The 24876-nt window shown below is 65.7% G+C and carries 22 protein-coding genes; 17 read left to right on the forward strand and 5 right to left on the reverse strand.

Features of this window, described 5'->3' with window-relative positions:
• Window positions 1-65: 65 nt before the first annotated feature.
• Window positions 66-1154, forward strand: coding sequence for a polyamine ABC transporter substrate-binding protein (locus tag CC207_RS10610; protein ID WP_028689490.1), 1089 nt, complete (start codon window positions 66-68; stop codon window positions 1152-1154).
• Window positions 1155-1167: 13 nt separating this feature from the next.
• A complete protein-coding gene (locus tag CC207_RS10615; RefSeq protein WP_088852063.1) occupies window positions 1168-2463 on the forward strand; it encodes an FAD-binding oxidoreductase in 1296 nt (431 codons plus the stop codon).
• A gap of 10 nt (window positions 2464-2473) precedes the next feature.
• Here the strand turns inward: CC207_RS10615 and CC207_RS10620 are convergent, their stop codons facing one another.
• Both CC207_RS10620 and CC207_RS10625 read right to left on the reverse strand, forming a co-directional pair.
• Window positions 2474-2779, reverse strand: a complete 306-nt coding sequence (locus CC207_RS10620) for a DNA-binding transcriptional regulator (protein WP_088852064.1) — start codon at window positions 2777-2779, stop codon at window positions 2474-2476.
• Complete coding sequence (locus CC207_RS10625; RefSeq protein WP_178080963.1) at window positions 2760-3152, reverse strand: type II toxin-antitoxin system RelE/ParE family toxin; 393 nt, start codon at window positions 3150-3152, stop codon at window positions 2760-2762. Before CC207_RS10625 ends, CC207_RS10620 begins: the two co-directional genes overlap by 20 nt.
• A gap of 170 nt (window positions 3153-3322) precedes the next feature.
• Between CC207_RS10625 and CC207_RS10630 the strand changes: the two genes are divergently transcribed.
• The 3 genes from CC207_RS10630 to CC207_RS10640 all read left to right on the forward strand — a co-directional run bounded on the left by CC207_RS10630 (window position 3323) and on the right by CC207_RS10640 (window position 5388).
• Window positions 3323-4000, forward strand: a complete 678-nt coding sequence (locus tag CC207_RS10630; RefSeq protein WP_028689486.1) for a DUF3313 domain-containing protein — start codon at window positions 3323-3325, stop codon at window positions 3998-4000.
• A 319-nt stretch (window positions 4001-4319) separates the two neighbouring features.
• Window positions 4320-4913: a DUF1842 domain-containing protein gene (locus CC207_RS10635; RefSeq protein WP_028689485.1), complete on the forward strand. Its 594-nt coding sequence runs from the start codon at window positions 4320-4322 to the stop codon at window positions 4911-4913.
• A 19-nt stretch (window positions 4914-4932) separates the two neighbouring features.
• Window positions 4933-5388: a DUF1842 domain-containing protein gene (locus CC207_RS10640; protein WP_063630100.1), complete on the forward strand. Its 456-nt coding sequence runs from the start codon at window positions 4933-4935 to the stop codon at window positions 5386-5388.
• Between the two features lie 71 nt (window positions 5389-5459).
• Here CC207_RS10640 and CC207_RS10645 read toward each other — a convergent pair whose 3' ends face one another.
• Together CC207_RS10645 and CC207_RS10650 are read right to left on the reverse strand one after the other, a co-directional pair.
• Window positions 5460-6767, reverse strand: coding sequence for a serine/threonine transporter (locus tag CC207_RS10645; protein WP_028689484.1), 1308 nt, complete (start codon window positions 6765-6767; stop codon window positions 5460-5462).
• 117 nt (window positions 6768-6884) lie between these two features.
• The gene (locus tag CC207_RS10650; RefSeq protein ID WP_069017670.1) at window positions 6885-8261 is read right to left on the reverse strand and encodes an L-serine ammonia-lyase; all 1377 of its coding nucleotides are present in this window, start codon (window positions 8259-8261) and stop codon (window positions 6885-6887) included.
• Window positions 8262-8407: 146 nt separating this feature from the next.
• On the opposite strand from CC207_RS10650, the gene CC207_RS10655 reads away from it, so the two are divergent.
• Complete coding sequence (locus CC207_RS10655) at window positions 8408-9352, forward strand: LysR substrate-binding domain-containing protein (RefSeq protein WP_028689482.1); 945 nt, start codon at window positions 8408-8410, stop codon at window positions 9350-9352.
• A 107-nt stretch (window positions 9353-9459) separates the two neighbouring features.
• Entirely contained in the window at window positions 9460-11706 is a 2247-nt protein-coding gene (locus CC207_RS10660; protein WP_256582064.1) for a TonB-dependent siderophore receptor, read from the forward strand.
• A 2-nt stretch (window positions 11707-11708) separates the two neighbouring features.
• On the opposite strand, the gene CC207_RS10665 is transcribed toward CC207_RS10660, so the two are convergent.
• A complete protein-coding gene (locus CC207_RS10665; protein WP_088852065.1) occupies window positions 11709-13418 on the reverse strand; it encodes a sulfatase-like hydrolase/transferase in 1710 nt (569 codons plus the stop codon).
• A gap of 384 nt (window positions 13419-13802) precedes the next feature.
• Between CC207_RS10665 and CC207_RS10670 the strand changes: the two genes are divergently transcribed.
• The 10 genes from CC207_RS10670 to CC207_RS10715 are packed head-to-tail and all read left to right on the forward strand — an operon-like array spanning window position 13803 to window position 24869.
• Window positions 13803-15152, forward strand: a complete 1350-nt coding sequence (locus CC207_RS10670; RefSeq protein WP_028689479.1) for a UDP-glucose/GDP-mannose dehydrogenase family protein — start codon at window positions 13803-13805, stop codon at window positions 15150-15152.
• Window positions 15149-16213 carry an NAD-dependent epimerase gene (locus CC207_RS10675; RefSeq protein ID WP_028689478.1) on the forward strand — a complete coding sequence of 355 codons (1065 nt, stop codon included), beginning with the start codon at window positions 15149-15151 and terminating at the stop codon, window positions 16211-16213. Before CC207_RS10670 ends, CC207_RS10675 begins: the two co-directional genes overlap by 4 nt.
• Window positions 16210-16956: a sugar transferase gene (locus CC207_RS10680; protein WP_028689477.1), complete on the forward strand. Its 747-nt coding sequence runs from the start codon at window positions 16210-16212 to the stop codon at window positions 16954-16956. Before CC207_RS10675 ends, CC207_RS10680 begins: the two co-directional genes overlap by 4 nt.
• Window position 16957: 1 nt before the next feature.
• On the forward strand, window positions 16958-17605 hold the full coding sequence (locus CC207_RS10685; RefSeq protein ID WP_028689476.1) for a CpsD/CapB family tyrosine-protein kinase: 648 nt from the start codon (window positions 16958-16960) through the stop codon (window positions 17603-17605).
• 22 nt (window positions 17606-17627) lie between these two features.
• Window positions 17628-18647: a polysaccharide biosynthesis/export family protein gene (locus CC207_RS10690; protein WP_028689475.1), complete on the forward strand. Its 1020-nt coding sequence runs from the start codon at window positions 17628-17630 to the stop codon at window positions 18645-18647.
• Between the two features lie 14 nt (window positions 18648-18661).
• Entirely contained in the window at window positions 18662-20236 is a 1575-nt protein-coding gene (locus CC207_RS10695) for a GumC family protein (protein WP_088852066.1), read from the forward strand.
• Window positions 20233-21411, forward strand: a complete 1179-nt coding sequence (locus CC207_RS10700) for a glycosyltransferase family 4 protein (RefSeq protein ID WP_028689473.1) — start codon at window positions 20233-20235, stop codon at window positions 21409-21411. The genes CC207_RS10695 and CC207_RS10700 overlap by 4 nt, the downstream gene beginning before the upstream one ends.
• Window positions 21408-22778: an O-antigen ligase gene (locus CC207_RS10705; RefSeq protein ID WP_028689472.1), complete on the forward strand. Its 1371-nt coding sequence runs from the start codon at window positions 21408-21410 to the stop codon at window positions 22776-22778. The genes CC207_RS10700 and CC207_RS10705 overlap by 4 nt, the downstream gene beginning before the upstream one ends.
• A complete protein-coding gene (locus CC207_RS10710) occupies window positions 22775-23740 on the forward strand; it encodes a glycosyltransferase family 2 protein (protein ID WP_088852067.1) in 966 nt (321 codons plus the stop codon). Before CC207_RS10705 ends, CC207_RS10710 begins: the two co-directional genes overlap by 4 nt.
• Complete coding sequence (locus CC207_RS10715) at window positions 23733-24869, forward strand: glycosyltransferase (protein WP_088852068.1); 1137 nt, start codon at window positions 23733-23735, stop codon at window positions 24867-24869. The genes CC207_RS10710 and CC207_RS10715 overlap by 8 nt, the downstream gene beginning before the upstream one ends.
• Window positions 24870-24876: the final 7 nt, after the last annotated feature.

Raw genomic sequence — 24876 nt, forward strand, 5'->3', positions numbered from 1 at the left:
GTGATGGGCTGCAAACCAGCCCCTACACCACCGAATTCGAAGAACAAGACCAACGAGGTGTCGACATGCGTTATCCGCAAGCTTTGATCCCCGCAACCTTCGCCCTGCTGTTCGGCGCCGCCGTCCAGGCCCAGCCGACGGTGAGCGTGTACAACTGGACCGACTACATCGGTGACACCACCCTGGCCGACTTCCAGGCCAGCAGCGGGATCAAGGTGGTCTATGACGTGTTCGATTCCAACGAAACCCTGGAGGGCAAGCTGCTGGCCGGGCGCACCGGCTACGACGTGGTCGTGCCCTCCAACCATTTCCTTGCGCGCCAGGCCCAGGCCGGCGCGTTCCTGCCGCTGGATCGCAGCAAGCTGCCGAACTGGCAGCACCTGGACCCGCAGCTGCTCAAGCAGCTGGAGCAGAACGACCCGGGCAACCAGTACGCCGTACCGTACCTCTGGGGCACCAATGGCATCGGCTATAACGTCGACAAGGTCAAGGCGGTGCTGGGCATCGACAAGATCGATTCCTGGGCGGTGCTGTTCGAAGCCGAGAACCTGAAAAAGCTCAAGCAGTGCGGCGTGGCGTTCATGGACTCGCCGGACGAACTGTTCCCGGCCATCCTCAACTACCTGGGCATGAACCCGCGCAGCGAGAAGGCCGACGACTACCGCAAGGCCGAGGCCCGCCTGCTGGAGCTGCGCCCCTATATCACCTACTTCCACTCCTCCAAGTACGTCTCGGACCTGGCCAATGGTGATGTCTGCATCGCCTTCGGCTATTCCGGCGACGTGCTGCAGGCCGCCCACCGCGCCGAGGAGGCTGGCAATGGTGTCAAGGTCGCCTACAGCATTCCCAAGGAAGGCAGCAACCTGTGGTTCGACCTGCTGGCCATCCCCAAGGACGCCAAGAACCCCGAGCAGGCCCTGGCCTTCATCAACTACCTGCTCGACCCCAAGGTGATCGCCAAGGTCAGCGCCACGGTCGGCTATGCCAACGCCAACCCGGATGCCAAGGCCGACATGGACCCGGCGCTGGTGAACAACCCCGAGATCTATCCGCCCCAGGACGTGCTGGACAACCTGTATGTTTCGACCATGCAGAGCCCCGCGATCCTGCGGCAGATGACCCGCTCCTGGAGCAAGATCAAGTCCAATCGCTGAGCCGAGCCCACCCATGCCACAGATGAACGAACACACCGCCTCCTACTACGCCGCCTCGGCGCGCCAGACGGCCACCTACCCGGCGCTCGACCAGGACCTGCAGGCCGATGTCTGCGTGGTCGGCGGTGGCCTGACTGGGGTCAACGCCGCCCTGGAACTGGCCGAGCGCGGCCTCTCGGTGATCCTGCTGGAAGCGCGCCGCATCGGCTGGGGCGCCAGCGGGCGCAACGGCGGCCAACTGATCCGCGGCATCGGCCATGACGTCTCCGGTTTCGCCCGCCACGTCGGCCAGGACGGCGTGCGCTACCTCCAGCAGGCCGGCATCGATTCGGTGGCCCTGGTGGCCAATCGCATCGAGCAGTACGGTATCGAATGCGACCTGCGCTGGGGCTTCTGCGAGCTGGCCAACACCCCCGCCCAGTTCGCCGCCTTCGAAGACGAGCAGCGCGACCTGGCCGAACTGGGTTATCGCCACGAAACCCGCCTGGTCAACCCCGATCGCATGCACGAGATCGTCGCCAGCGACCTGTACGCCGGCGGCCTGGTGGACATGGGCTCGGGCCACCTGCACCCGCTCGACCTGGTCCAGGGCGAGGCCCGCGCCGCCCTCGGCCTTGGCGTACGGATCTTCGAGCAAAGCCCGGTGCTGCGCATCGAGCATGGCCGAACGGTGACGCTGCACACTGCCCGGGGCAAGGTGCGCGCCCAGAGCCTGATCCTGGGTTGCAACGCCCATCTCGACGAACTGGAACCGCGCCTGTGCGGCAAGGTGCTGCCGGCCGGCAGCTACATGGTGGCCACCGAGCCCTTGCCCGAGGCCCTGGCGCGTACGCTGATCCCAAGGAACATGGCGCTGTGCGACCAGAAGGTGGGGCTGGACTATTACCGGCTGACTGCCGATCGCCGCCTGCTGTTTGGCGGCGCCTGTCACTACTCCGGGCGCGACCCCAAGGACATCGGCGCCTACATGCGGCCCAAGGTGCTCAAGGTGTTCCCGCAACTGGCCGAGGTGCGCCTGGACTACCAGTGGGGCGGCATGATCGGCATCACCGCCAACCGTTTCCCCCAGGTCGGCCGCCTCGGCCAGCACCCCAACGTGTTCTATGCCCAGGGCTATTCCGGGCATGGCCTGAACGTCACCCACTGGACCGCGAAGCTGCTCGCCGAGGCCATCGCCACCGAGCACAGCCAGGGGTTCGACGTGTTCAGCGCGGTGCCGCACCTGACCTTCCCCGGCGGCAAGGCACTGCGCTCGCCGCTGCTGGCGCTGGGCATGCTGTGGTACCGGTTGCGCGAGGCGCTGGGCTGACAACCCTGCTTCAGAGGATGGCCTGCAGCCCCTTGTCGGCAATGATGTTCAGTAGCTTCAAGGCGGGCCCTGCCGGGCGTGTTTCGCCCTGCTCCCACTTGCGTACCGTCGATGCGCTGGTGTGCAGGTGGAGGGCGAACACCGGTTGGCTGAAGTTCAGCGCTTCGCGCAGGTGGCGGATGTCCTGGGCGCTGAATGCCCGCACCGGGGCCGGACAGATCGCCTCGAAGTCGCGCAACGTGACCTTGCCGACGGCACCTGCCTGCTCGAGGTCCGAGAGGTCGACGCGTAGTGATTCAATGAGCTTGCTGGCCACAGTGGACCTCCATCAATACGCCACAACCCAATGCCTTGGCCAGGGCGTGGGGTGACAATTTCAGAAAGACCCTGCCGGCGAACTGAAGCGCTTTCTGCTCGGCCGGCGTGACATTGGCCATGTCGCTCTTGGCGAACCCATGAAGGAACACGTAACAACTGCCGATGCGAGCCGACAGCAGTGTTCGGTAGCCTCCCCGCTTGCCGCTGCACAGGCCCGCAACACGTTTCTTGAACAGCAAGCCACCAAGGCTCGCGTCAACCAGCCCACTCTGCATTTCCAGAACAGCGCGGCAGAGCAGGTGGTCTGGTACGCACTCCTTGAGTTGCCAGCGGGCAAACTCCCTTCGCTTGTAGACATCTATGGCCGGCATTCCTAAACATACCCGTAAAGGGCATACTTTTCCAGCTTCAAAGACCAATGGATAGTCGGCGCACTCAGACAGCGCCGTAGGAAACGGCAACCGTCAACACCTGACCGCTGGCCTTCGGCCAACCACCTGCTAGCGTTGTTCTGGCCACTTCCCTCATGGACCTCGTCATCATGAAGCACCTGCCTCGCACCACCCTGCTGTGCGCTGCTCTGCTGGCCTTGGTTGCCTGCTCCAGCAACCGTGTCGATCCCAAGGACTATTCCGGTTTCCTGAAGGACTACAGTCGCCTGAAGCCCGCCGAGAGCGTCTCCGGCGCGCCGGTGATGCGCTGGATCGACCCGGACGTGAAGGCCAGCCAGTACACCCAGGTGTTCATCGAGCCGAGCCAGTTCTATCCCAAGCCACAGCCGACCAATGTGATCTCGGCGCAGACCCTGCAGGCGATCACCCGCTACTTCAACGAAGCCATGCGCCGCGAACTGGGCAGCGTGCTCACCCTGGTCAAGGAGCCTGGCCCGAACACCATCGTGGTGCGCCCGGCGATCACCGCGGTATCCACCAGCACCGAAGGCCTCAAGCCCTACGAGGTGATCCCGATCGCCCTGGTGGCCGCGGCGGTCAACACCGCCGCCGGCGGTCGCGACCAGGCCGTGGACATCGCCGTGGAGGCCGCTTTCCTCGATGGCGGCAGCCAGAACGTGCTGGCCCAGGTGGTGCGCAAGGGCAGCGGCAAGGCGCTGGAGAACGACAGCACGCAACTGACCCTGAACGACGTCAAGCCGGTGCTTGATGGCTGGGCCAGCGACATGCGCCGCAGCTTCGTGGCGTTGCAGCAGAAGTCGAAGTGAGGCGGTCCGCCCTGTAGAGCTCATCGCGGGACAAGCCGGTTCTCACGGGGCGGGAGCCGGCTTGCAGACCTGGATGTCACCACTCGTCGGACATAATGCAAAAAGGCCATCACGGCATCTTTTGCCTGCTTAACTCAAGCGGGCTGCCAGGCAGGCGGCACCGCACTTCAGGGATGGCTGCACAAGCCGGCTGCCAACAGCCGCTCGCACCGGGCACGCCAGTACATCCGCCCGTCTACCTGCCTCTCCCCTTTTCCTCCGCCCGCCTGCGCAAGCGTTGGTTACGGTATTTCATTCATTGAATGCAACGGAGGCAATCATGTCTGTATCGCTGACCGCACCGTCGGAAGGCCTGTTCCCGGTGTCCTACCTCATTGGAACCAATGCTCCTGGCGCCCCGCGCCTGCAGCTCGACCTGTTGGTCTACACGCCAGATCGCAGCGTCAACGGCCACGCGCTGATCACCCAGACCACCAACCCACCGCTGGAGCTGGCGCTGGATGCCTGGGGCACCTACAGCTACCTCACCGTGCAACCGCCCAGCGAAGGCAAGATCCTGCTGACGGTGCGTGGCAACCAGGGCGGCCCGCACGCCAATTCGCCGGAGCAGTTCGAACTGCGCGCATTGCTCGACCTGGACTGGCAGAAAGGCACGGCCAGCTACCGTTACTACAACGGCCAGCGTTGGATCGAAGTGGACAACGTACCCGTCGTGCTTGAACTCAAACGCATCCAGACACTGGCGAACGTCGACCTCACGACCGAACTGCACAACGCCACCCTGGAGGCAGTGATCGCCACCGGTGACGTCGCGCAACTCAAGCAACTGGCCAGCGGCGCCGTGGGCAAAGCCCTGGACCAAGCCCTCGCCTCGACCAAGAGCCCGGCCACCAAGGCCGCCAAGAAAGCCTGAGCAGACAAGGAGAATCAGCATGTCCTTCGGACTTTTTCATACCCGCCTGAATGTCAGCAACGGGCTGCTCGGCGCCCCTATCCTGACCCTCGACCTGCTGGTGAATACCGTGCAGAAGAAGGTCACCGGCAGGGCCTCCATCATCCAGACCACGCACCCGGTCCAGGTGTTCCAGGCCAAGGTGTGGGGCGGCTACAGCGAGCTGCCGTTCGCGCCCGCTGGTAGCCCGTCGATCGTCCTGCACCTGGATGGCAGCCCAAGCGGCCCGCTCAGCCAGATCGCCCAGACCTTCCATCTGCAGGGCCTGCTTGACCAGGGCTGGAACGCCGGCACCGCCAGCTACCGTTACTTCATCAACGGCCACTGGGTCGACCAGCATGGTCGCGTGCGCAAGGCGCCGGACATCACCCACCAGGACCAGCCGCAACCCGCGGAGCGCCTGAAGGCTGCGATCAAGCACCTGGAAAGCGTCTGACCTGAACGGATCGCGGGGCCAGCCCGCTCCCACCTGAATGCGTGGGAGCGGGCTGGCCCCGCGATCATCGGTCAGGCCATGAAGCTGTAGACGATCGCCGACAGCGTGATCAGCCCGATCACGACCACGAACACATTCGACAGCTTGCCCGAGTGCTGGCGCAACGCCGGTACCTTCTGCACCGCATACATCGGCATCAGGAACAGCAAGCAGGCGATCACCGGCCCACCCAGGCTCTCGATCAGCCCGAGGATGCTCGGGTTCAGGGTCGCCACCGCCCAGCAGGTCAGCAGCATGAACAACGCCGTGACGCGCTCCAGACGCTTGGCCGGCCAGGTCTTGCCGCGTCCGCGCAGGCTCTTGACGATCATGCCCTGGAAGCCCTCGCTGGCGCCGATGTAGTGGCCTAGGAACGACTTGGTGATCGCCACCAGCGCGATCAGCGGCGCGACGAAGGCAATCACCGGGGTCTGGAAGTGGTTGGCCAGGTACGACAGGATCGAAATGTTCTGCGCCTTGGCCGCGGCCAGGTCGCCCGGGCTCAGCGCCAGCACGCAGCTGAAGCAGAAGAACATCACCGTCAGCACCATCATCACGTGAGCAGTGGCCAGGGTGCGGCCGCTCTTGCGGTCGGCGTCAACACCATAACGGTGCTTCTGGTCGACGGCGAACGCCGAGATGATCGGCGAGTGGTTGAACGAGAACACCATCACCGGGATCGCCAGCCACAGGGTCAGCAGTAGCTTGGAGGCGCTGATGCCTTCGTTGGCCTGGGCGAAGAATGCGCCGTTCCAGTTGGGAATCAGGCTCAGGGCCAGCAACAGCAACGAGGCGACGAAGGGATACACCAGCAGGCTCATGGCCTTGACGATGATCTGCTGACCGCAGCGCACCACGATCATCAGCCCGCAGATCAGCAGCAAGGCCAGCAGCGCCCGTGGCGGCGCGCCGATGTGCAGCTGGTGTTCGAAGAAGCTGGTCAGGGTGTTGGTCAGCGCCACGCTGTAGACCAGCAGGATCGGGAAGATCGCGAAGAAGTACAGCAAGGTGATGAGCTTGCCGGCACCGACGCCGAAGTGCTCCTCCACCACCTCGGTGATGTCCTCGTTGCCGCCCTTGCGCCCGGACAGCACGAAGCGGGTCAGCGCCCGGTGGGCGAAGAAGGTCATGGGGAACGCCAGCAGCGCCAGGATCAGCAGCGGCCAGAAACCGCCGACCCCGGCATTGATCGGCAGGAACAGGGTGCCGGCGCCGATCGCCGTGCCATACAGGCCCAGGGCCCAGGTGGTGTCGTGGCGGTTCCAGGTGGTCGAGCCGCTGGTCGAAGCCAGGGCAGCCGAATCCGCACGAACGCTCGCGGTGCTTTGTACATCAGTCATTGGGTATCGCCTTGTAGTTGTTTTTGTCGCAGGTACAGCGGGTGTTGCAGGTTCAATCAGGATTGTGGGAACAGCCCGCTCTCACGAAGCCATCCCGCCCAGGAAAGCGCTTGTGTGTCAGCACTCGACAAACGCGACGGCCAGGCCGCCGCGGGAGGTTTCCTTGTAGTTGGCGTGCATGTCCGCGCCAGTGTCACGCATGGTGCGAATCACCCGATCGAGGGAGATGAAATGCTCGCCGTCACCGCGCAGGGCCATCTGCACGGCGTTGATTGCCTTCACCGCGGCGATCGCGTTGCGCTCGATGCAGGGGATCTGCACCAGCCCGCCAACCGGGTCGCAGGTCAGTCCGAGGTTGTGTTCAAGGGCGATCTCGGCCGCGTTCTCCAGCTGCGGCGGCGTGGCACCAAGTACCTCGGCCAGGCCTGCGGCGGCCATCGAACAGGCCGAGCCCACCTCGCCCTGGCAGCCCACTTCGGCACCGGAAATCGAGGCGTTCTTCTTGCACAGGATGCCCACCGCGGCGGCGGCCAGGAGGAACGCCACCACGTCGTCGTCACAGGCGCCGGGATTGAACTTCATGTAGTAGTGCAGCACCGCCGGAATGATCCCGGCCGCGCCGTTGGTGGGCGCGGTGACCATGCGCCCGCCGGCGGCGTTCTCTTCGTTGACCGCCAGGGCGAACAGGTTGACCCACTCCATGGCGCTGAGGGTCGAACCGATCACGTTGGGCTTGCCGACCTCCTGCAAGCTGCGGTGCAGGCGCGCCGCCCGGCGCTTGACCTTCAGCCCGCCCGGGAGGATGCCTTCGTTGCGCAGACCGTTGTCGACGCACTCGCCCATGGCCGCCCAGATCTTCAGCAGGCCTTCGCGCACCTCGCTTTGCGGACGCCAGGCGCATTCGTTGGCCAGCATCAACTGGCTGACACTCAGGTTGTGGGCCTTGCACAGGGCCAGCAACTCGGCGCCGCTGGAGAATTCGTAAGGCAAGGCGACCTGGCTGGCACCGTCCTGCGGGGCGTCGATCTCGCTTGCCTCGACAATGAAGCCGCCACCCACGGAAAAGTAGGTCTGGCTGAACTGGCTGCCCTGCCCGTCGAAGCTCTCCAGGGTCATCGCGTTGGGGTGATAGGCCAGGCTCTCGTCGAGCAGGCGCATGTCACGGCTGTACTGGAACTCGATCGGCTGGCTGCCATCGAGCATCAGGCACCGCTCCTGCATCAGTTGGTCGATGCGTGGCTCGATACTGTGGGGATCAATGCGATCCGGCCACTGGCCCATCAACCCCAGCAGGCAGGCACGGTCCGTGGCGTGACCGACACCGGTGGCCGACAGCGAGCCGTAGAGACGCACCTCGACCCGCCGCACCTGGGCCAGCAGGCCGCGCTCACGCAAGGCCTGGGCGAAGGTCGCCGCCGCGCGCATGGGGCCGACGGTGTGGGAGCTGGATGGGCCGATGCCAATCTTGAAAAGGTCGAAAACACTGATAGCCATGCTAATGCCTGGCCGTGACAACCGTTTACGATGTGCCACGGCTCTCTGGAAAATTTGAGCGTTATTGCCAAGTTGCGCGATACTGCCGCGCTCATGCCAGCTTGACCAACGAAACTTCCTACACAAGCCTTTAGCAGGACTAAACGATGAAAGGCCCACTCAACGGCCAGGTGTTCGTCTGGCTGCACGTGTTCTCCTGTGCGGCGCGGCACCTGTCGTTCACCCGCTGCGCCGAGGAGCTGCACATCACCCCCGGCGCGGTCAGCCAGCAGATGCGCCAGCTCGAGGAGCGCCTGGGCTTTCGCCTGTTCCTGCGCCGCGCCCGCGGCGTCGAGCTGTCGGCCGAAGGCCAGCGCCTGGCGCAGACCGTGGCCGAGGCCTACGGCAGCATCGAGGCCGAGCTGCTGCGCCTGGATGCCGGCGAAATCCGCGGCACCCTGCGCCTGCGCTCGATCCCGTCGTTCCTGGCCAAGTGGCTGACACCGCGCCTGCCGCGCTTCCAGCAGCGCTACCCGGATATCGAACTGCGCCTGGTGGCCGAGGACAGCAACCAGGCGTTGCACCCGGAAGACTTCGACCTGGCTATCGACCTCAATGACGGCAGCTACCCGGGCATGCTCTCCACCCCGCTGCTGGATGAGCAGATCTTCCCGGTCTGCTCACCTGCCCTGCTGCGCGGCCGCCCGCCCCTGCACGGGCCGGCGGACCTGGCTCACTACCCGCTGCTGCACGACATCACCGCCTGGCGTGGCAGCTCGGAGTACGCCGAATGGGAGTTCTACCTTGACGGTATCGGCGCTGGCGGGCTGGATGTGCGTCGTGGGCACACCTTCAACCGCAACCACCTGACCATCGAAGCGGCCATTGCCGGTGTCGGCGTGGCCATCGCCCGACGCACCCTGCTCAACGACGAGCTGGAGCGCGGCGCGCTGATCGTGCCGTTCGGGGTGCCGATCGCCAACCACAAGCGCTATGTACTGCTGTATCCGCCGGGCGGGCTGAGCCAGCCTGGCGCGCGGGCGGTGCATGACTGGTTGGTGGAAGAAGCGTTGGGATTCCGCGCCCTGCATCCCTTGGCACTCCCGGGGTAATCGTCGACACGCGACAAATGCCAATGATTTTCATTGAGGTTTTTCCCTTCTGATTCGGAATCCCTAGTGAATGCCTTCACTCACTTGCGAATCGAAAGGACTCCAGCATGTCGCAACAGCGTGTCAGCCCGGTGCAGCAGCCGGCTGTGCCCCACTTCGACCTCAATCGCACCTTCACCGCCGTGCACATGGCCTTGCTCCTCGGCTTGGGCGGCGTGTCCATGGGCGTGACCGCGGCGCAGACCGTGGAGCAGGCCGAGGCAGTGGAAAAGACCCAACAGGGCCAGACCAATGGCAGCCTGGAGCTGACCGAGACCCGGGTCGAGGGCAACCTCGACGCCCCGAGCGCATTGCCCCCCGCCTATGCCGGCGGCCAGGTGGCCTCGGGCGGACGGGTCGGCCTGTTGGGCAACAAGGACTTCATGGAGACGCCGTTCAGCACCATCAGCTACACCGACCAATACATCCAGGACACCCAGGCGCAGACCATCACCGACGTGATTGCCGCGACCGATCCCGCCGTGTTCAGCAACGGCCTGAAGGGTACCTACAGCGAGAACTACTCGATCCGTGGCTTCAACTCCAACATCAGCGATGTGAGCATCGGCGGCCTGTACGGCATGGCGCCCTACTACCGGATCTCGCCGGAGATGTACGAGCGCATCGAAGTGCTCAAAGGGCCCTCCGCCCTGCTCAACGGCATGCCGCCGGGCGGCTCGGTGGCCGGCAGCATCAACCTGGTGCCCAAGCGCGCGGGTGCCGAATCTTTGACGCGGATCACCACCACCTACATGTCCGACGCACAGTTCGGCGGTCACCTCGACGTCGGCCGCCGCTTCGGTGAGCAGCAGCAGTTCGGCGTGCGCTTCAACAGCGTCTATCGCGACGGTGATACAGCAACCGACCATCAGCGGATGAAGGCCGAGCTCAATGCCCTGGGCCTCGACTGGCGCGGCGAGCGGGCGCGCCTGTCCGCCGACCTGTACGAAAGCGAGGACCGGGTCAGGGGCCAGAACCGCGGCATCGGCCTGGCCGCGGGCGTGCCGGTGCCCAGGCCGCCTAAGTCCGAGACCCTGCTCAACCCGGACTGGGGCTTCGTCCAGACCCGCGACAAGGGCGTGATCGTGCGCGGCGAATATGACCTCAACGACAACCTCACGGCCTATGCCGCGGCCGGCACCAGCAAGACCGACTATGCCTACAGCGGCACCATGCTCGCCGAAGTGTTCAACACCGCCGGGGATATGGAGACGAACATGGGCCAGTTGAAGATCGACCTGAAGAAGACCTCGGGAGAAGCCGGCGTGCGCGGCCATTTCGACACCTTCGGCGTGGGCCATCAGTGGTCGCTCAACGCCACGCACTACTCCGACAAGCAACGCGACTATGGCCGGCGCAACGTCCCGGGGGCCGAGTGGATCAACAATATCTACCACCCGGTCTGGGGACCGGAGGCCGCCAGGAGCTACCCAGCCATCGCCCATACCGAGTCGCGCCTGAGCAGCTACGGAGTGGCCGACACCCTGTCGTTCCTCGACGAGCGCCTGCAATTCACCCTGGGCGTGCGCCGCCAGCAGGTGCTGAGCGACAGTTTCAACGTCAGCACCGGCGCGCACACCACGCGCTACAACGAAAGCGCCACGACGCCGGCAGCGGCGGTGCTGATCAAGCTCACCGACGAAGTGTCGCTGTACGCCAACTACATCGAAGGCCTGAGCAAGGGTGCCATCGCCCCGATTACCGCGCCCAACGCAGGGCAGGTGTTCGCCCCCTACAAGTCCAAGCAGAGGGAAGTCGGCATCAAGCTCGACCTCGGCGACTTCGCCCACACCCTGAGCCTGTACCAGATCGAACGCCCCAGCAGCTTCACTGACCCGGTGACCAAAGTGTTCTCCTTCGGTGGCGAACAACGTAATCGCGGCCTCGAATGGAGCTTCTTCGGTACCCCGCTGAGCGATGTCCGCCTGATGGGCGGCGTGGCTCGCCTGGACCCCAAGGTGACCAAGGCCGAGAATCCCGCCGAGGAAGGCAAGACCGCCACCGGCCAGCCGAAACTGCAGGGCAAGCTGGGTGTGGAATGGGACACCCCGCTGCTCGATGGCCTGACCCTGACCGCCAATGCCACCGCCGTATCGAAGCAGTACATCAGCGACGATAACAGCCAGTCGATCCCCGGCTACACGATATATGACGTCGGTGCCCGCTACCGGTTGCAGGTGGCCGACCATCCTGTGACCTTCCGTGGCACGGTGGAGAACGTGACCAACAAGGCCTACTGGGGCATGCCGCTGCTCACCAACCTGGGGCTGGGGGCGCCACGCACGGTGCAGGTCTCCGCCAGCATCGACTTCTGATCCTAGTCAGCCTTGCCCACCGGCATCGGCTGCCCCGCCAGGACACTGGCGGGCGTGACCACCTGCCCGAGGTCGATATGGCGAAAGTCCGGCTTGGCCCCCAACCGCGCATTGAAGCGCACGTTGAAGGTAAACGGGTCATCCGTCGGCATGTCCAGCGAACGGCCGTAGAGCGCGCTCACGGCCGTGCCGTCATAGCCCATCAGCTTGAGCAGCGTGGGGAACAGGTTGTAATGGCTGGAGGCGTTGCGGTTGGCCGGCAGGTGAGCCTGCCAGTCCAGCGTGCGCAGGCCCTCGCCCTGGATCACCACCAACGGCACCAGGCCTTCTTCGGGTACCGGATCGCTGTCGCAATGGGTGTTCAGGCCGGGGTTGCCGCGCTCATGCAAATCCTGGCCGTGATCTGAGGTATAGAGCACCACGGCCTGGCTGAGGTCGCCCTCGGCGAACAGCCGGCGGAAGAACTCGCCGACATTCCACAACACGGTGTTCTGGTAGGCATTGCGGTACAGCACCCAGTCCTGGGCCCGGCCATCGAAGCCATCGCGGGTGCCGGTGTCGGCGATATCGACGTAGCGCCCCCGTGGCAAGGCCGGCTGGTACTTGAGGAAGTCGTCCGGGTACTTGTCGTGCACCGGGAAGTGGGCGCCGACCTTGTTCACCACGATCAGCTGCGGCTTGCTGTCCTTGAGCAGCGCCACCAGCCGCTCCAGCGCCGCCATGTCGCGTTGCACCACGGGGGTGTCGTCAAACTGGATGAACTGGTCGATATCGCGCTTCTCGGTCTCGGTCATCAGGTTCTGCAGGTTGCCGCCCGTGCGCTGGCCATCGATGTACACCGTTCCCAGGCCCGCGCGTTTGGCGTACTGCCAGATCGACGGCTGGGTCGAGTTGATGCGCAGGTAATCACCGCGGGTGCCACCGTAGCGCAGGGTGACGTTGGTGTCGGCGCTGCAGTTGGCGATGGACGCGGCATAGCCGAAGTTGACGATGGAAACGCCCGGCTGGGCCTGGGCCAGGTGGCTGGTGACCCCGGCCGGAGTGTTCAGGTCCAGGTAGTTACCCGAGATGCTCTCGTCGATCAGCAGCACGATATCCCGCGCCATCGCCGGCCCCGACTGGGCCAGACTCACTGGCTGGCGCGGCCCGACATGGTCGTGCAGGGTCTCGTAGCCGAACAGGCTCAGGTAGGCCAGCGGCGTGTACATCACCGGCAGACCCCGTGCGCCCTCGCCGGCGCGCACGAACAGGATGGCGATCAGTACCAGCAGGCCCAGCACCGGCGCCACGGGTGGCAACAACCTTGGCAACCACGGGGTCGGCCCCGGACGCAAGCCAAGGCCAAACAGCAGCAACAGCGCTCGCGCCGCGGCCAGGGTAATTGCGTAGTGGTATTGCTGCAGGGCCTCCTGGACGAAAGCGCCGGCATAGACCATGGACACGAATGCGCTATAGGTCAGATAGGCGTCGGTGATGCGGTTATAAGCGTCGAGAAAGATCGCGCTGATTGTAAACGCCAGCGCCAGCGCCCAGCGCAACCAGCCGGGGCGGGTGAACGCCGTCAGCAGCAGGGCCAGCGCCAACATCGCGAACACCCCCAGGTACAGCACAAGGGGCAGGCCAATACCCAGCGCTTCTATGCGTTCGCGGTAATAGGCATGAAAGCTGGCCAGATAGACGAGCAACAGCAAGAGCTTGATCCATCCGCGCATGTTTCGGCCACTCCAGTCATGGAAATCTTCTCAAACCGTAGCAGCTGTGAAACAAACCACAACGCAAAAAAGTCAAAATTCCGACGACATACCGACACCGGAATCTGGCACCTAACGCAAGTTGCTGTTGATTCTCTCTATCGCCTGAAACCCGCTTATTCCGCTGCATTGAACCGTTCATCGGTTCATCGAACGGCCAATTGCCACTAGCTATGCGCGCTAACACACGGATTGGCAACGGGTTGGTGGCAGATCGCCCGTTTCACCAGGGTCTGTAAATTCGACGAAACATGCCATTGCTTTGACGCAATTCCACCGGGCTGAGCTATACCCAATTCACACCACTGTTTCATCTCCCTTACTCATCCATACGAGGCACCGCGCATGGACGTGAGCGTTTTTGGCACCGGTTATGTCGGACTGGTACAGGCAGCAGCCCTGGCGGACGTCGGTCACAGGGTCCTGTGCGTGGATGTCGATACCCACAAGATCAACCAGTTGCGCCAGGGCGTGCCGCCGATCAGCGAGCCGGGTCTGTCGGACCTGCTCGAGGACAACATCAGGGAAGGCCGCCTGCTGTTCAGCACCCAGGCCAGCGACGCGGTCAGCCACGCCGAGCTGATCTTCATCGCCGTCGGCACGCCGCCCGACGAGGACGGCTCGGCCGACCTCAGCCACGTGCTCAACGTCACCCGGCAGATCGCCGCGCTGATGGAGACCGACCATACCCTGATCATCAAGTCCACCGTGCCGGTGGGCACCGCCGATCAGGTCATGGCCCTGGCCCGCGACGAACTGCAGCGCCTGGGCAAAAGCCAGTTGCACGCGCGCGTGGTGTCCAACCCCGAGTTCCTCAAGGAAGGCAGCGCCCTGGCAGACTGCATGCGCCCGGACCGGATCATCGTCGGCACCCTCGACGAAGTGGCCCATGAGCAGCTGGCGGAACTGTACGCGCCGTTCTGCCGCAACCACGAAAAACTGATGTTCATGGACAACCGTAGCGCCGAGCTGACCAAGTACGCCGCCAACGCCATGCTCGCCACCCGCATCAGCTTCATGAACGAGCTGGCCAACCTCAGCGAACACCTGGGCGCCGATATCGAGGCGGTGCGGCGCGGCATCGGCTCCGACCCGCGCATCGGCTACCACTTCATCTATCCGGGCTGCGGTTTCGGCGGTTCATGCTTCCCCAAGGACATCAAGGCCCTGCTACACACCGCTGCCCACAGCGGCATGCCGTTGCGTCTGCTGCAAAGCGTCCACGAGGTCAACGATCAACAGCGGCGCATCCTGTTCGCCAAGCTCAAGCAGCGCCTGGCTGGCCTGGCCGGTAAATCCATTGCCCTGTGGGGCCTGGCCTTCAAGCCCAACACCGACGACATGCGCGAGGCCCCCAGCCGTTACCTGATGGAAGCCCTGTGGGCCGAAGGCGCCACGGTGCGCGCCTACGACCCCGAGGCCATGGATGAATGCCGGCGCCTGTACGGCTACCGGGACGACCTGCAACTGTGCGCCACCCGCGACGACACCTTGCAGGACGCCGACGCCCTGGTGATCTGCACCGAGTGGAAGAACTTCCGCGTGGTCGATTTTTCGATGCTGGCCAGCAAGCTGCGCGAGCGGGTGATCGTCGATGGCCGCAACCTGTACAACCCCGAGCAGGTCGCCGCCCACGGCCTGCACTACAGCGGCATCGGCCTGCGCCAAATCGCCCCGCAGGCGGACGCGCCATGAAGGTGCTGGTGACCGGCGCGGCCGGTTTCATCGGCGCCCACACCTGCCGCCAGCTGCTGCTCGAGGGGCACCAGGTGGTGGGCCTGGACAACTTCAACGACTACTACGAGCCGGCGCTCAAGCACGCCCGCGTGCACTGGGTACGGCAGACTGTCGGCGACTTTCCGCTGCACTGCCTGGACCTGGGCGACCGCGACGGCATGGCCCGGCTGTTCGCCAGCGAGCGCCCGGAGGTGGTGGTGCACCTGGCGGCCCAGGCCGGCGTGCGCTACTCGCTGCAGAACCCTCAGGCCTACCTGGACAGCAACCTGGCCGGTTTTCTCAACATTCTCGAAGGTTGCCGCCGCCACCCGGTCAAGCACCTGCTGTACGCCTCCTCCAGCTCGGTCTATGGGGCCAACCAGCAGACGCCCTATCGGGTGGAGGACCCAGTGGACCACCCGCTGTCGCTGTATGCCGCCACCAAGAAGGCCAACGAGGCCATGGCCCACAGCTACAGCCACCTTTATGGCATTCCCTGCAGCGGCCTGCGCTTCTTCACCGTGTACGGCCCCTGGGGCCGCCCGGACATGTCGCCGATGCAGTTCGCCAAGGCGATCAGCGAAGGCCGGCCGATCCAGCTGTTCAACCATGGCCGTCACCAGCGCGACTTCACCTACATCGACGACATCGTCGAAAGCCTGGTGCGGCTGATCCCCCTGCCCCCGGTCGCCGACCCGCAGTGGGACGCGTTCGCCCCGGACCCGGCCAGCAGCCACGCGCCCTGGCGCCTGTACAACATCGGCGGGCAGCGCCCGGTGGAGCTGCTCGACTACCTGGCCCTGCTGGAAAAACACCTGCAGCGCAACGCGGTGATCGAGCTGCTGCCGCTGCAGCCAGGCGATGTGCTGGCCACCTGCGCCGACGCCAGCGCGCTGGCCAGGGTCACCGGTTTCACCCCACAGATAGGCCTTGATGAAGGGCTCGGGCGCTTTGTCGCCTGGTTCAAGAGCTACCACTCGCCCGCCGCCAGCGAAGCGGCGCCCCTGGGCGAGCAGCCAGATAAACGGAGGGCGGTATGACAGGGCAACCCAAGAGCGCGCAACTGCAGGCGCTGTATCAGGACAAACGCATGGATCCGGCGCACCGCCAGCGCATCGATGCCGCCATCCACATGCAGGGTCGTGGCTGGATCACCGGTCGCGCCGGAGGCCGGCCCTGGACGCTGTCGCGCACCAACCGCGTGCTGTCGTGCCTGGCCGCGCTGACCCTGCTGCTGCTGCTGTCGCCGGTGTTCCTGGTGCTGGCGCTGCTGATCAAGCTATCCAGCAAGGGTCCGGTGTTCTTCGTGCAGAAACGCACCGGCTACCGTGGCCGCGCCTTCGGCATGTACAAGTTCCGCACCATGGTGGCCAACGCCGAGGCGCTCAAGGACTCGCTGCGCCACCTGAACAAGCACGGCGCCGAATCCATCGATTTCAAGATCGACAAGGACCCGCGCATCACCTCGGTGGGCGGCTGGCTGCGGCGCAGCAGCCTGGACGAGCTGCCCAACCTGATCAACGTGGTCACCGGTGACATGCGCCTGGTCGGCCCGCGCCCCACATCGTTCAACGCCTACCGCTACCACGACAACCACCTGGCGCGGCTGTCGATCTACCCGGGCATGACCGGCCTGTGGCAGATCTCCGGGCGCAGCAACATCGACTTCGACCAACGCGTAGAGCTGGACCTGAGCTACATCAACGAACAGAGCCTGATGCTGGACCTGAAGATCCTGCTCAAGACCCCGTTCAAAGTCTTCACTGGCCACGGAGCAAGCTGAGATGGACGGTTCATCCTCGAGAAGCCTGACGATCGCTACCCCAAGCGAGACCAACCTGACCGCCACCGTGCTCGACCTCGACCAGCGCACCCTGCTGCTGACCGCGGCCAACACCGGCAGCGGCACCAGCACCAGCGCCCTGGCCTTCGCCAGCCAACTGGCATTGATGAGCGCGGGCAACGTGCTGCTGATCGACGCCAGCCTCAGCCCCGGCGGCCTCAGCCAGCAACTGGGCCTGGGCAAGCTGCGCGGCTACAGCGACCTGCTGTTCAACCAGGACACCCCGCCGCTGGCCCAGGACTGCATCGTGCGCCTGTCCGACCAGCCGTTCGACGTGCTGCCGGTGGGCACCTGGAAACGCGGCCGCGACCGCCTCGACCACGAGCAGTTGCGCGTACTGCTGCACCAGCTGAGCAACCAGTACCGCTTCGTGGTGATCGACGGCGAAGCCATCTACGCCAGTGCCGACAGCCTGGTGATCGGCACCCTGGTCGACGGCGTGATCCTGGTGGTATGCGCCGAGGAGACCCGCTGGGAGGTCGCCCAGGCGGCCAGCCAGCGCCTGACCCAGGCCGGCGCGCGATTGATCGGCAGCGTGTTCAACAAACGCAAGTACTACATGCCCAAGTGGCTGTACGAAAATCTCTGAGAGGCCGCACAGGATGAACGCCATGAGATACCCATCGATAGCCCTGTGCGTGCTGGCCCTGGCCGGCTGCGCCAGCCAGGAAGACCGCCAGATGCCGGTGCAGATCCTCACCGCGCCACCGGCCGAGAGCCAGGCCACCGAGGTCGCCCGCCGCGAACAGGTATTGCGCCCGCAGGACGTGCTGGAGGTGATCTTCCATGTCAGCAACCGCTCGGCCGGGGTCTACCGCATCCAGTCCGGTGACACCCTGGACCTCAACTTCATGGCCGCCAGCGGTCTGAACGGCAACCAACTGGTGCAGCCTGACGGCACCATCACCCTGCCCAGCACCAACGCCGCGGTGCGCGTCGAGGGCATGACCCCCGGCGAGGCCGAGAGCGCCATCCGCCAGGCCTACCAGGACAAGCGGGTGTTCAAGCCCAACCGTGACCAGGTCACCGTGCGGGTGATCAGCCCGATGACCGACGAGGTCAACCTGAAGAACGCCCTCAACCACCCCGGCACCGGCATGAGCCGCGACATCACCGTGGGCAACGACGGCCGCGCCACTTTCCCGGAAATTGGCTCGGTGCCGCTGCAGGGCATGACCGTCAACCAGCTGCGTGACTACCTCAACGAGCGCTACGCCACACTGCCCGGGCGCATGAGCGTGGACGTACTGCTCAAGTCCACCGCCGCCAACGAGATCTACGTACTCGGTGAAGTCGGCCAACCCGGCGCCTTCCAGATCCGCCGCCCGGTATCGGTGCTCGAGGCCCTGACCCTGGCCCGCGGCCCGACCCTCAAGGCCAAGCTCGGTTCGGTGGTGATCATGCGCCGTGAAGGCAACACCGTGCACGCGGTCAACTACGACGTCGACCAGGCGCTGTCCGGCGGCAGCCAGAAGCTCGCCTACCTGCAGCCAGAGGACATGCTCTACGTGCCCAAGACCAAGCTGGCCAGCGCCGCCGAGCTGTCCCGGCAACTGGCCGACGTGGTGCTGTTCCAGGGCTTCGGTTTCAGCTTCAGCTACCGCGTCGACAACAAAGAAAGCAACGACTGACCGGGGGACGGACCATGACCACGCAACCCAAAGAAAACTATGTGCATGAGTTCTTCCGCATCTTCTTTGCCAACCGCCAGTTGGTGAAACGGGTGTTCCTGGTGTTCGCGGTGATCGCCGTGCTGTTGCCGCTGGTGCTCAAGCAGAGCTACGACATCACCGCCGAAGTCATCGTGCAGTCCAAGAAGCTTTCGCAGAGCGACACCACCTCGGCGCTCAGCCAGCAGGCCGATCAGTTCATCCCGCCGTCGCTGGCCGACATGGAGACCGAGAGCAACATCCTGCGCTCGCCGACCCTGATCCGCCAGACCATCGGCGAGCTGCGCAAGGAAGGCCATTACCCGGACGAGCCCGGCCTGCTGCGCCGTACCGTGCTCGACCCGCTGCGCCACGCGGTGCTCGACCCGCTGCACCGGCTGTTCGGCAACACCGTCGCCGATGACCGCGACACCCAGCTCGACACCCTCACCGACCAGGCGGTCAAGGACCTCAAGGTCGAGACCCTGCCCGGCTCCAACGTGATCTCCATCACCTACGGCGCCAACGATCCGAAGCTGGGCACGCTGTTCGTCAGCCGCCTGCTGGAAAACTTCCTGACCAACCGCCAGGACCTGCAGTCCAACGAATTGCCCGAAGCGTTCTACGAGCAGAAGAAACTGCACTACCAGGCACGGCTGGGCGACCTGGAAAGCCAGCGCCTGGGGCTGCTGACCGCCATCGGCTCGTCGGACCCCAAGGAAGAGATCACCTTCCGCCTCAATGCCATCAACACCGAGGAGCAGGCGCTCAACCTGCAACGTGACCGCCAGTTGCAGAACCAGAAGTGGCTCGACTACCTGCAAAGCAGCCTGGCCGCGGCCAACAAGGCGAAGATGGCCGACTACGCCTTCCCCTACACCTTCACCACCACGGTCGACAACATCGCCTTCGAGGACCGCGAGATCAAGCAACTCGGTGAGCAACTGACCACTCAGTTGGCCCGCTACAACGGCGACGCCACGGTGTTCCAGCCGAGCTCCGACCAGATGGTCATGGCCCGCCAGCAGATCGCCCAGTTGCGCGCGCAGTTCCTCAAGATCGTCGAGAACCGCATCCGTGAGCGCCAGCAGGACCTGGCGGTGACCCAGCAGGTGATCGAGCAGAAGACCCAGCGCATCGCCGACTACAGCAAGCGCATCCTCCAGCTGCGCGAGACCCAGAGCAAGACCCGCCAGCTGGATACCGAGATCGATGCCCTGCACAAGGCCTTCTCCACCTATGCCCAGCGTTACGAGGAAAGCCGCGGCCAGGGCCTGCTCGACGGCAGCCAGTCCAACGCGCGGATCCTCAGCGCCCCCTATGAACCTACCGCGGCAAGCTTCCCGAAACCTGGCCTGATCATTCCGTTCGGCCTGATCACCGGCCTGCTGCTGGCGATCGCCGTGGTCTACGTCAGGGAGTTCTTCGACCACCGCTTCAAGCATCCGGCGCAGATCAGCCACGAGCTGGGCCTGCCGGTGCTGCTGGTGATCAACGACCAGGCCCCGGCGCTGCCCAACCCGCACAAAAGCTGGTCGCTGCCACGCCTGTGGCACTGGGTGCGCAATTGAACGCCGCGCTGCACGCCGGCCGGCCGATCCTGCACCTGCTCGGCAGTGGCGGATTCTACGGCGCCGAGCGCATGCTCCTGGACCACTGCCAGGCCACCCCCGGCCAGCATCGGGTGCTGTTCCTCGATGCCCCGGCGGAGCTGGTGGCGCGCTTTCGCGAAGCCGGTGTCGAGTGCGACACCTGCCAGGGGCTGGGGGCGGTGCTCAAGGTACTCGGCGCGCAGCGCGGGCAACGTCCGTTGGTGAACAGCCACAACTTCAAGGGCCAGCTGTTCGGCTGGATCGGCGCCACCCTGTGGCGCCTGCCGATGGTCAGTACCCAGCATGGTTTCACCCCGCGCAGCCGCAAGCAGCGCTTCTATACCTGGCTAAGCCTGCAACTGTGCCGCACGCCGACGGTGGACACGGTGGTGTGCGTGGCCGAGAGCATCGCCCGCATCCATCGCGATGCCGGCGTACCCGAGGCCAAGTTGCGGGTGATTCCCAACGGGTTGCCCGAGCACCAGGAGGTTGACCTGACCGCAGGCGTGGGAGCGGGCTTGCCCCGCGATGGCGATGCCGAACACAACAGTGAATCGCGGGGCAAGCCTGCTCCCACGTCTGCTCCTCGCCAAGGCGATAGAAAACCCTGGCTCGCCGCCTATGTCGGCCGCCTGTCGAGCGAAAAAGGCCCCGACCTGTTCCTCGACACCCTGATCCCGGTGTGCCAGCGCCACCCACAGGTCCATGCCGTGATGCTCGGCGAAGGCCCCGAGCGCGACACCCTGCAGGCCCGCATCGACGCCGCCGGCCTCACCGCGCGCATCACCCTGCCGGGCTTCCAGCGCGACATGCGCGCCTGGATGAAGCGCCTGGACGCCCTGGTCATCAGCTCGCGCACCGAAGGCACGCCGATGATCCTGCTCGAGGCCATGCAGGATGGCGTGCCGGTGGTGGCCTTCGGCGTCGGCGGCATCCCCGATGTCATCGAGCACGGTCGCAACGGCCTGCTGGCCGCGCCCATGGCCAGCACCGAGCTCGGCGCGCACCTCGAGGCCCTGCTGCAGGATCCTGCGCAGGCCACCGAGCTGGTCGCCGGCGCCCGCCGCACGCAACGCGAACGCTACCACCTGCCGACCCTGGCACAACGCTGGGCCCTGGTTTACCGGGGCACGGCCGAGGAGGTTGTCGCATGATCATTCCCCTGTCGCTGGTGGCCCTGGTGGCCCTGCTGAGCCTGGGGCTGCTGGCCAGCCCCTACCCGTTCCTGGCCCCCGGCGGCGTGATCGGCCTGGCCGGCGTGCTGGTGCTGTACCGCAAGCCCGCCTGGGGCCTGCTGGTGATCGCCACCCTGGTGCCGCTGGAGGGCCTGCTCAAGGACGGCCTGGTGTCCGGCGCCAAGCTGGTGGGCATCGGCCTGGTGCTGATCCTCAGCCTGCAACTGGCGGTGCGCCAGTTGCCCGGGGAGCGCCTGCGCAGCAACCAGTGGCGCCTGCTGCTGCCGTTCATGGCCCTGTACCTGCTGAGCCTGTGGACCAGCGACGACCTGGCCCTGTCGGGCGGACACCTGCGCGAGCTGCTGGTGGGCCTGGTGGTGTTCGTCATCACCCTGCTGGTCGGCCGCGACCTCAACCTGCCGATGCTGGCCCGGCTGATCACCGTCAGCGTGTGCGTGACCTGCCTGTTCGCGATCTTCTCCACCAAGTACCAGGAGCAGGGCCGCGCCTCGGCCATGCTCGATCCCAACGCCTTCGCCCTGCTGATCACCATCGCCATGCCGCTGGGGTTGTGGCTGGCGATCAAGGCCCGGCAGATCCCGGTCAAGCTGTTCTGGGCCGGCTGCTGCCTGTTGCTGCTGGTGGGCATGACCAAGACCGAATCGCGCTCGGGGCTGGTGGTGCTGCTGATCAGCCTGGGCATGATGCTGTACAACTACCGTGAACAACTGACCTGCATCCGTCCGCGCCACCTGGGCTTCGCCATGCTCGGCCTGGCCATCGTCCTGCCCCTGGGCGTGGCCCTGATGCCGGCAGGCTACGCCGACCGCATTCAGTCGCTGATGCTGCTCAAGTCGGGGGTCAACGCGCACCAGGACGAATCGCTGGGTCGGCGCGCCTCCTACCTGGTGGTGGGCAAGGAAATGATCAGCCACAGCCCGCTGCTCGGCACCGGGCCCGGCACCTTCCCGCTGCATTACGCCGACACCGGCTTCTCCAAGGCCTTCGCCCCGGTCAACAGCAAGACCACCGACCTCTACCGCCGCGCCCACAACACCTACCTGGAGCTGTTCAGCGAGGTCGGCCTGCCGGCGGGCCTGCTGTTCGTCGGCATGATCGCCCTGGCCTTGCGCAACTTCTGGCGGGCCCGCGCCGCCTTCCGCGCCGCCGGCGACCCGGACCGCGCCGACCTGATGACCCACCTGACCATGAGCATGCTGGCCATCGGCCTGTTCCTGATGTTCCTCAGCGCCCCCAGCCACAAGTACCTGTGGCTGATGTTGGCGCTGTCCAGCGTGCTGCTGGGCCAGGCCCGTGAACAACAGCCGGTGGAGGTGGCCCGATGAGCCGGGTGAGCATCGTCATCCCGATGTTCAACGAGGCCCGCCATATCGGCCGCACCCTGGATGCCGCCCGGCGCTCGGCCAGCGCGGCGGGCCTGGCCTGCGAGCTGATCGTGGTGGACAACGGCTCCAGTGACGACGGCCCGCGGATCGCCCGCGAGCACGGTGCCCAGGTGCTGAGCCTGCCCGGTGTGGCCATCGGCGCCCTGCGCAACGCCGGCGTAGCCGCCAGCCACGGCGAATGGCTGGCCTTCCTCGACGCCGACATCGAGGTGCCCGAGCACTGGCTCGACCTGCTGCTGGACCTGCAGCGCCGCGGCGAAGGCGATGTCTTCGCCCTCGACTGCGACACCCCGCGCCACGCCCCGTGGTTCGCCCAGGCCTGGCAACGGCGTACCCTGCGCACCGGGCAGACGGTGCAGGACTGCACCTGGCTGCCCACCCCCAACCTGCTGATGCGCCGCAGCTGGTTCGACCAGGTCGGCGGTTTCGACGAGCGCCTGCGCACCGGCGAAGACAAGGATTTCACCCTGCGCCTGCACGAGTCCGGCGCCCGCCTGCGGGTGCTGCGCCAGCCCGCGGTGCTGCACTGGGGCTACGAGGCCAACTGGCGCGAATGGCTGGGCAAGGAAATGTGGCGCCAGGGCAGCCACCTGCAACTGCTGCGCAGCCATGGCGTCAGCCTGCGCCTGCTGCGCTTCCCGCTACTTTCAGTGGGGGCCTGGGTACTGGATGCCATAGCCCTGTCGGCCCTGCTCGACGGTTTCCCCCATGCGGCCCTGTTCTTCCTGCTGGTCAGCGCCCTGCCCGCGCTGTTCCTGAGCCTGCGCCAGAGCCGCCGGCACCGTGACCCGCTGCTCACCCTGCAACTCTGGGGCTTGCACTGGCTGCGCCTGCACCTGGCCGGCGCGGCGTTCATCCTCAGCCTGTTCAACCGCACCGCAAGGAGGCCCGCCCGTGGCTGAGTTCATCTTCTGGCTATGCCTGTTGCTGCCGTTGTATGCCTGGTTCGGCTATCCGCTGCTGCTGACCCTGGCCGCGCCGTTCTTCGCCCGGCGCACGCATTCGCCGTTGCCGGCGCAGCGGGTGAGCGTGGTGATCGCCGCGCATAACGAAGAGCGGCATATCGAAGCCAAGCTCGCCAGCGTGCTCGGCCAGGACTACCCGGCCGCCGAACTGCAGGTAGTGGTGGCCAGCGACGGCTCCAGCGACCGCACCGTGGCGCTGGCCCGGGCCCTGGGCGACTCACGGGTGCAGGTGCTGGACCTGCCGCGGCTGGGCAAGGCCGGAGCGTTGAACAGTGCGGTGCAGGTGTGCACGGGCGACCTGCTGGTGTTCACCGACGCCGACAACCAATGGTCGACCGACACCCTCGGCCTGCTGCTGGCGCCGTTCGCCGACGCGCAGGTCGGCGGTACCGCCGGGCACATGATCATCCCCGACCCGGGCAAGGGCCTGAGCATCGGCGACAGCCTGTACCGCCACTACGAAGCCTGGGTGCGCAAGGTGGAGAACCGCACCGGCTGCATGGTCTCGGCCGACGGTGCCCTGCTGGCCTTGCACCGGACGCTGTATCAACCGATTCCCAAGCAGGTCAACGACGACTTTTTCATCAGCACCTGCGCCCCGGCCGCGGGGTTGCGCATCGTCTACGTGCCCGAGGCGGTGGTACTGGACCAGGGCGTGGACGAGGCCGACAAGCAGTTCCGTCGCCGCCAGCGGGTCACCGTCGGTGGCCTGTTGAGCCTGGCCGCGCGCCGCGAACTGCTCAATCCGGCTCGCCACGGCCTGTACGCCATCGCCCTGATCAGCCACAAGCTGGTCCGCCGCCTGGCCCCGGTACTGCTGTTGCCGCTGCTCTTGGCCAACCTGTGGCTGGCCATCGAACCCGGTTTCTACCGCCTGACCCTGGCCCTGCAGCTGCTCGGCTATGCCGCCGCCATCGCCGGCCTGCTCGACGCCCGCCGCCGGTTGCCACGCCCGTTCCGCCTGGCCGCCTTCGTGCTGGTCACCCTCGCCGGCATGAGCGTGGGCCTGTGGCAGTTCCTGCGCGGGCACAGCTACAGCCAATGGAACCCCGACCAGAATCGATGAGCGACGG

It is taken from the genome of Pseudomonas sp. DrBHI1, from assembly GCF_002205115.1.
Lineage (GTDB): Bacteria > Pseudomonadota > Gammaproteobacteria > Pseudomonadales > Pseudomonadaceae > Aquipseudomonas > Aquipseudomonas mosselii.

Coding starts and splice junctions, on each gene's coding strand:
- CC207_RS10610 (WP_028689490.1), top strand. CDS start 66: ATGCGTTATCCGCAAGCTTTGATCCCCGCAACCTTCGCCCTGCTGTTC.
- CC207_RS10615 (WP_088852063.1), top strand. CDS start 1,168: ATGCCACAGATGAACGAACACACCGCCTCCTACTACGCCGCCTCGGCG.
- CC207_RS10625 (WP_178080963.1), bottom strand. CDS start 3,152: ATGCCGGCCATAGATGTCTACAAGCGAAGGGAGTTTGCCCGCTGGCAA.
- CC207_RS10630 (WP_028689486.1), top strand. CDS start 3,323: ATGAAGCACCTGCCTCGCACCACCCTGCTGTGCGCTGCTCTGCTGGCC.
- CC207_RS10635 (WP_028689485.1), top strand. CDS start 4,320: ATGTCTGTATCGCTGACCGCACCGTCGGAAGGCCTGTTCCCGGTGTCC.
- CC207_RS10640 (WP_063630100.1), top strand. CDS start 4,933: ATGTCCTTCGGACTTTTTCATACCCGCCTGAATGTCAGCAACGGGCTG.
- CC207_RS10645 (WP_028689484.1), bottom strand. CDS start 6,767: ATGACTGATGTACAAAGCACCGCGAGCGTTCGTGCGGATTCGGCTGCC.
- CC207_RS10650 (WP_069017670.1), bottom strand. CDS start 8,261: ATGGCTATCAGTGTTTTCGACCTTTTCAAGATTGGCATCGGCCCATCC.
- CC207_RS10655 (WP_028689482.1), top strand. CDS start 8,408: ATGAAAGGCCCACTCAACGGCCAGGTGTTCGTCTGGCTGCACGTGTTC.
- CC207_RS10660 (WP_256582064.1), top strand. CDS start 9,460: ATGTCGCAACAGCGTGTCAGCCCGGTGCAGCAGCCGGCTGTGCCCCAC.
- CC207_RS10665 (WP_088852065.1), bottom strand. CDS start 13,418: ATGCGCGGATGGATCAAGCTCTTGCTGTTGCTCGTCTATCTGGCCAGC.
- CC207_RS10670 (WP_028689479.1), top strand. CDS start 13,803: ATGGACGTGAGCGTTTTTGGCACCGGTTATGTCGGACTGGTACAGGCA.
- CC207_RS10675 (WP_028689478.1), top strand. CDS start 15,149: ATGAAGGTGCTGGTGACCGGCGCGGCCGGTTTCATCGGCGCCCACACC.
- CC207_RS10680 (WP_028689477.1), top strand. CDS start 16,210: ATGACAGGGCAACCCAAGAGCGCGCAACTGCAGGCGCTGTATCAGGAC.
- CC207_RS10685 (WP_028689476.1), top strand. CDS start 16,958: ATGGACGGTTCATCCTCGAGAAGCCTGACGATCGCTACCCCAAGCGAG.
- CC207_RS10690 (WP_028689475.1), top strand. CDS start 17,628: ATGAGATACCCATCGATAGCCCTGTGCGTGCTGGCCCTGGCCGGCTGC.
- CC207_RS10695 (WP_088852066.1), top strand. CDS start 18,662: ATGACCACGCAACCCAAAGAAAACTATGTGCATGAGTTCTTCCGCATC.
- CC207_RS10705 (WP_028689472.1), top strand. CDS start 21,408: ATGATCATTCCCCTGTCGCTGGTGGCCCTGGTGGCCCTGCTGAGCCTG.
- CC207_RS10710 (WP_088852067.1), top strand. CDS start 22,775: ATGAGCCGGGTGAGCATCGTCATCCCGATGTTCAACGAGGCCCGCCAT.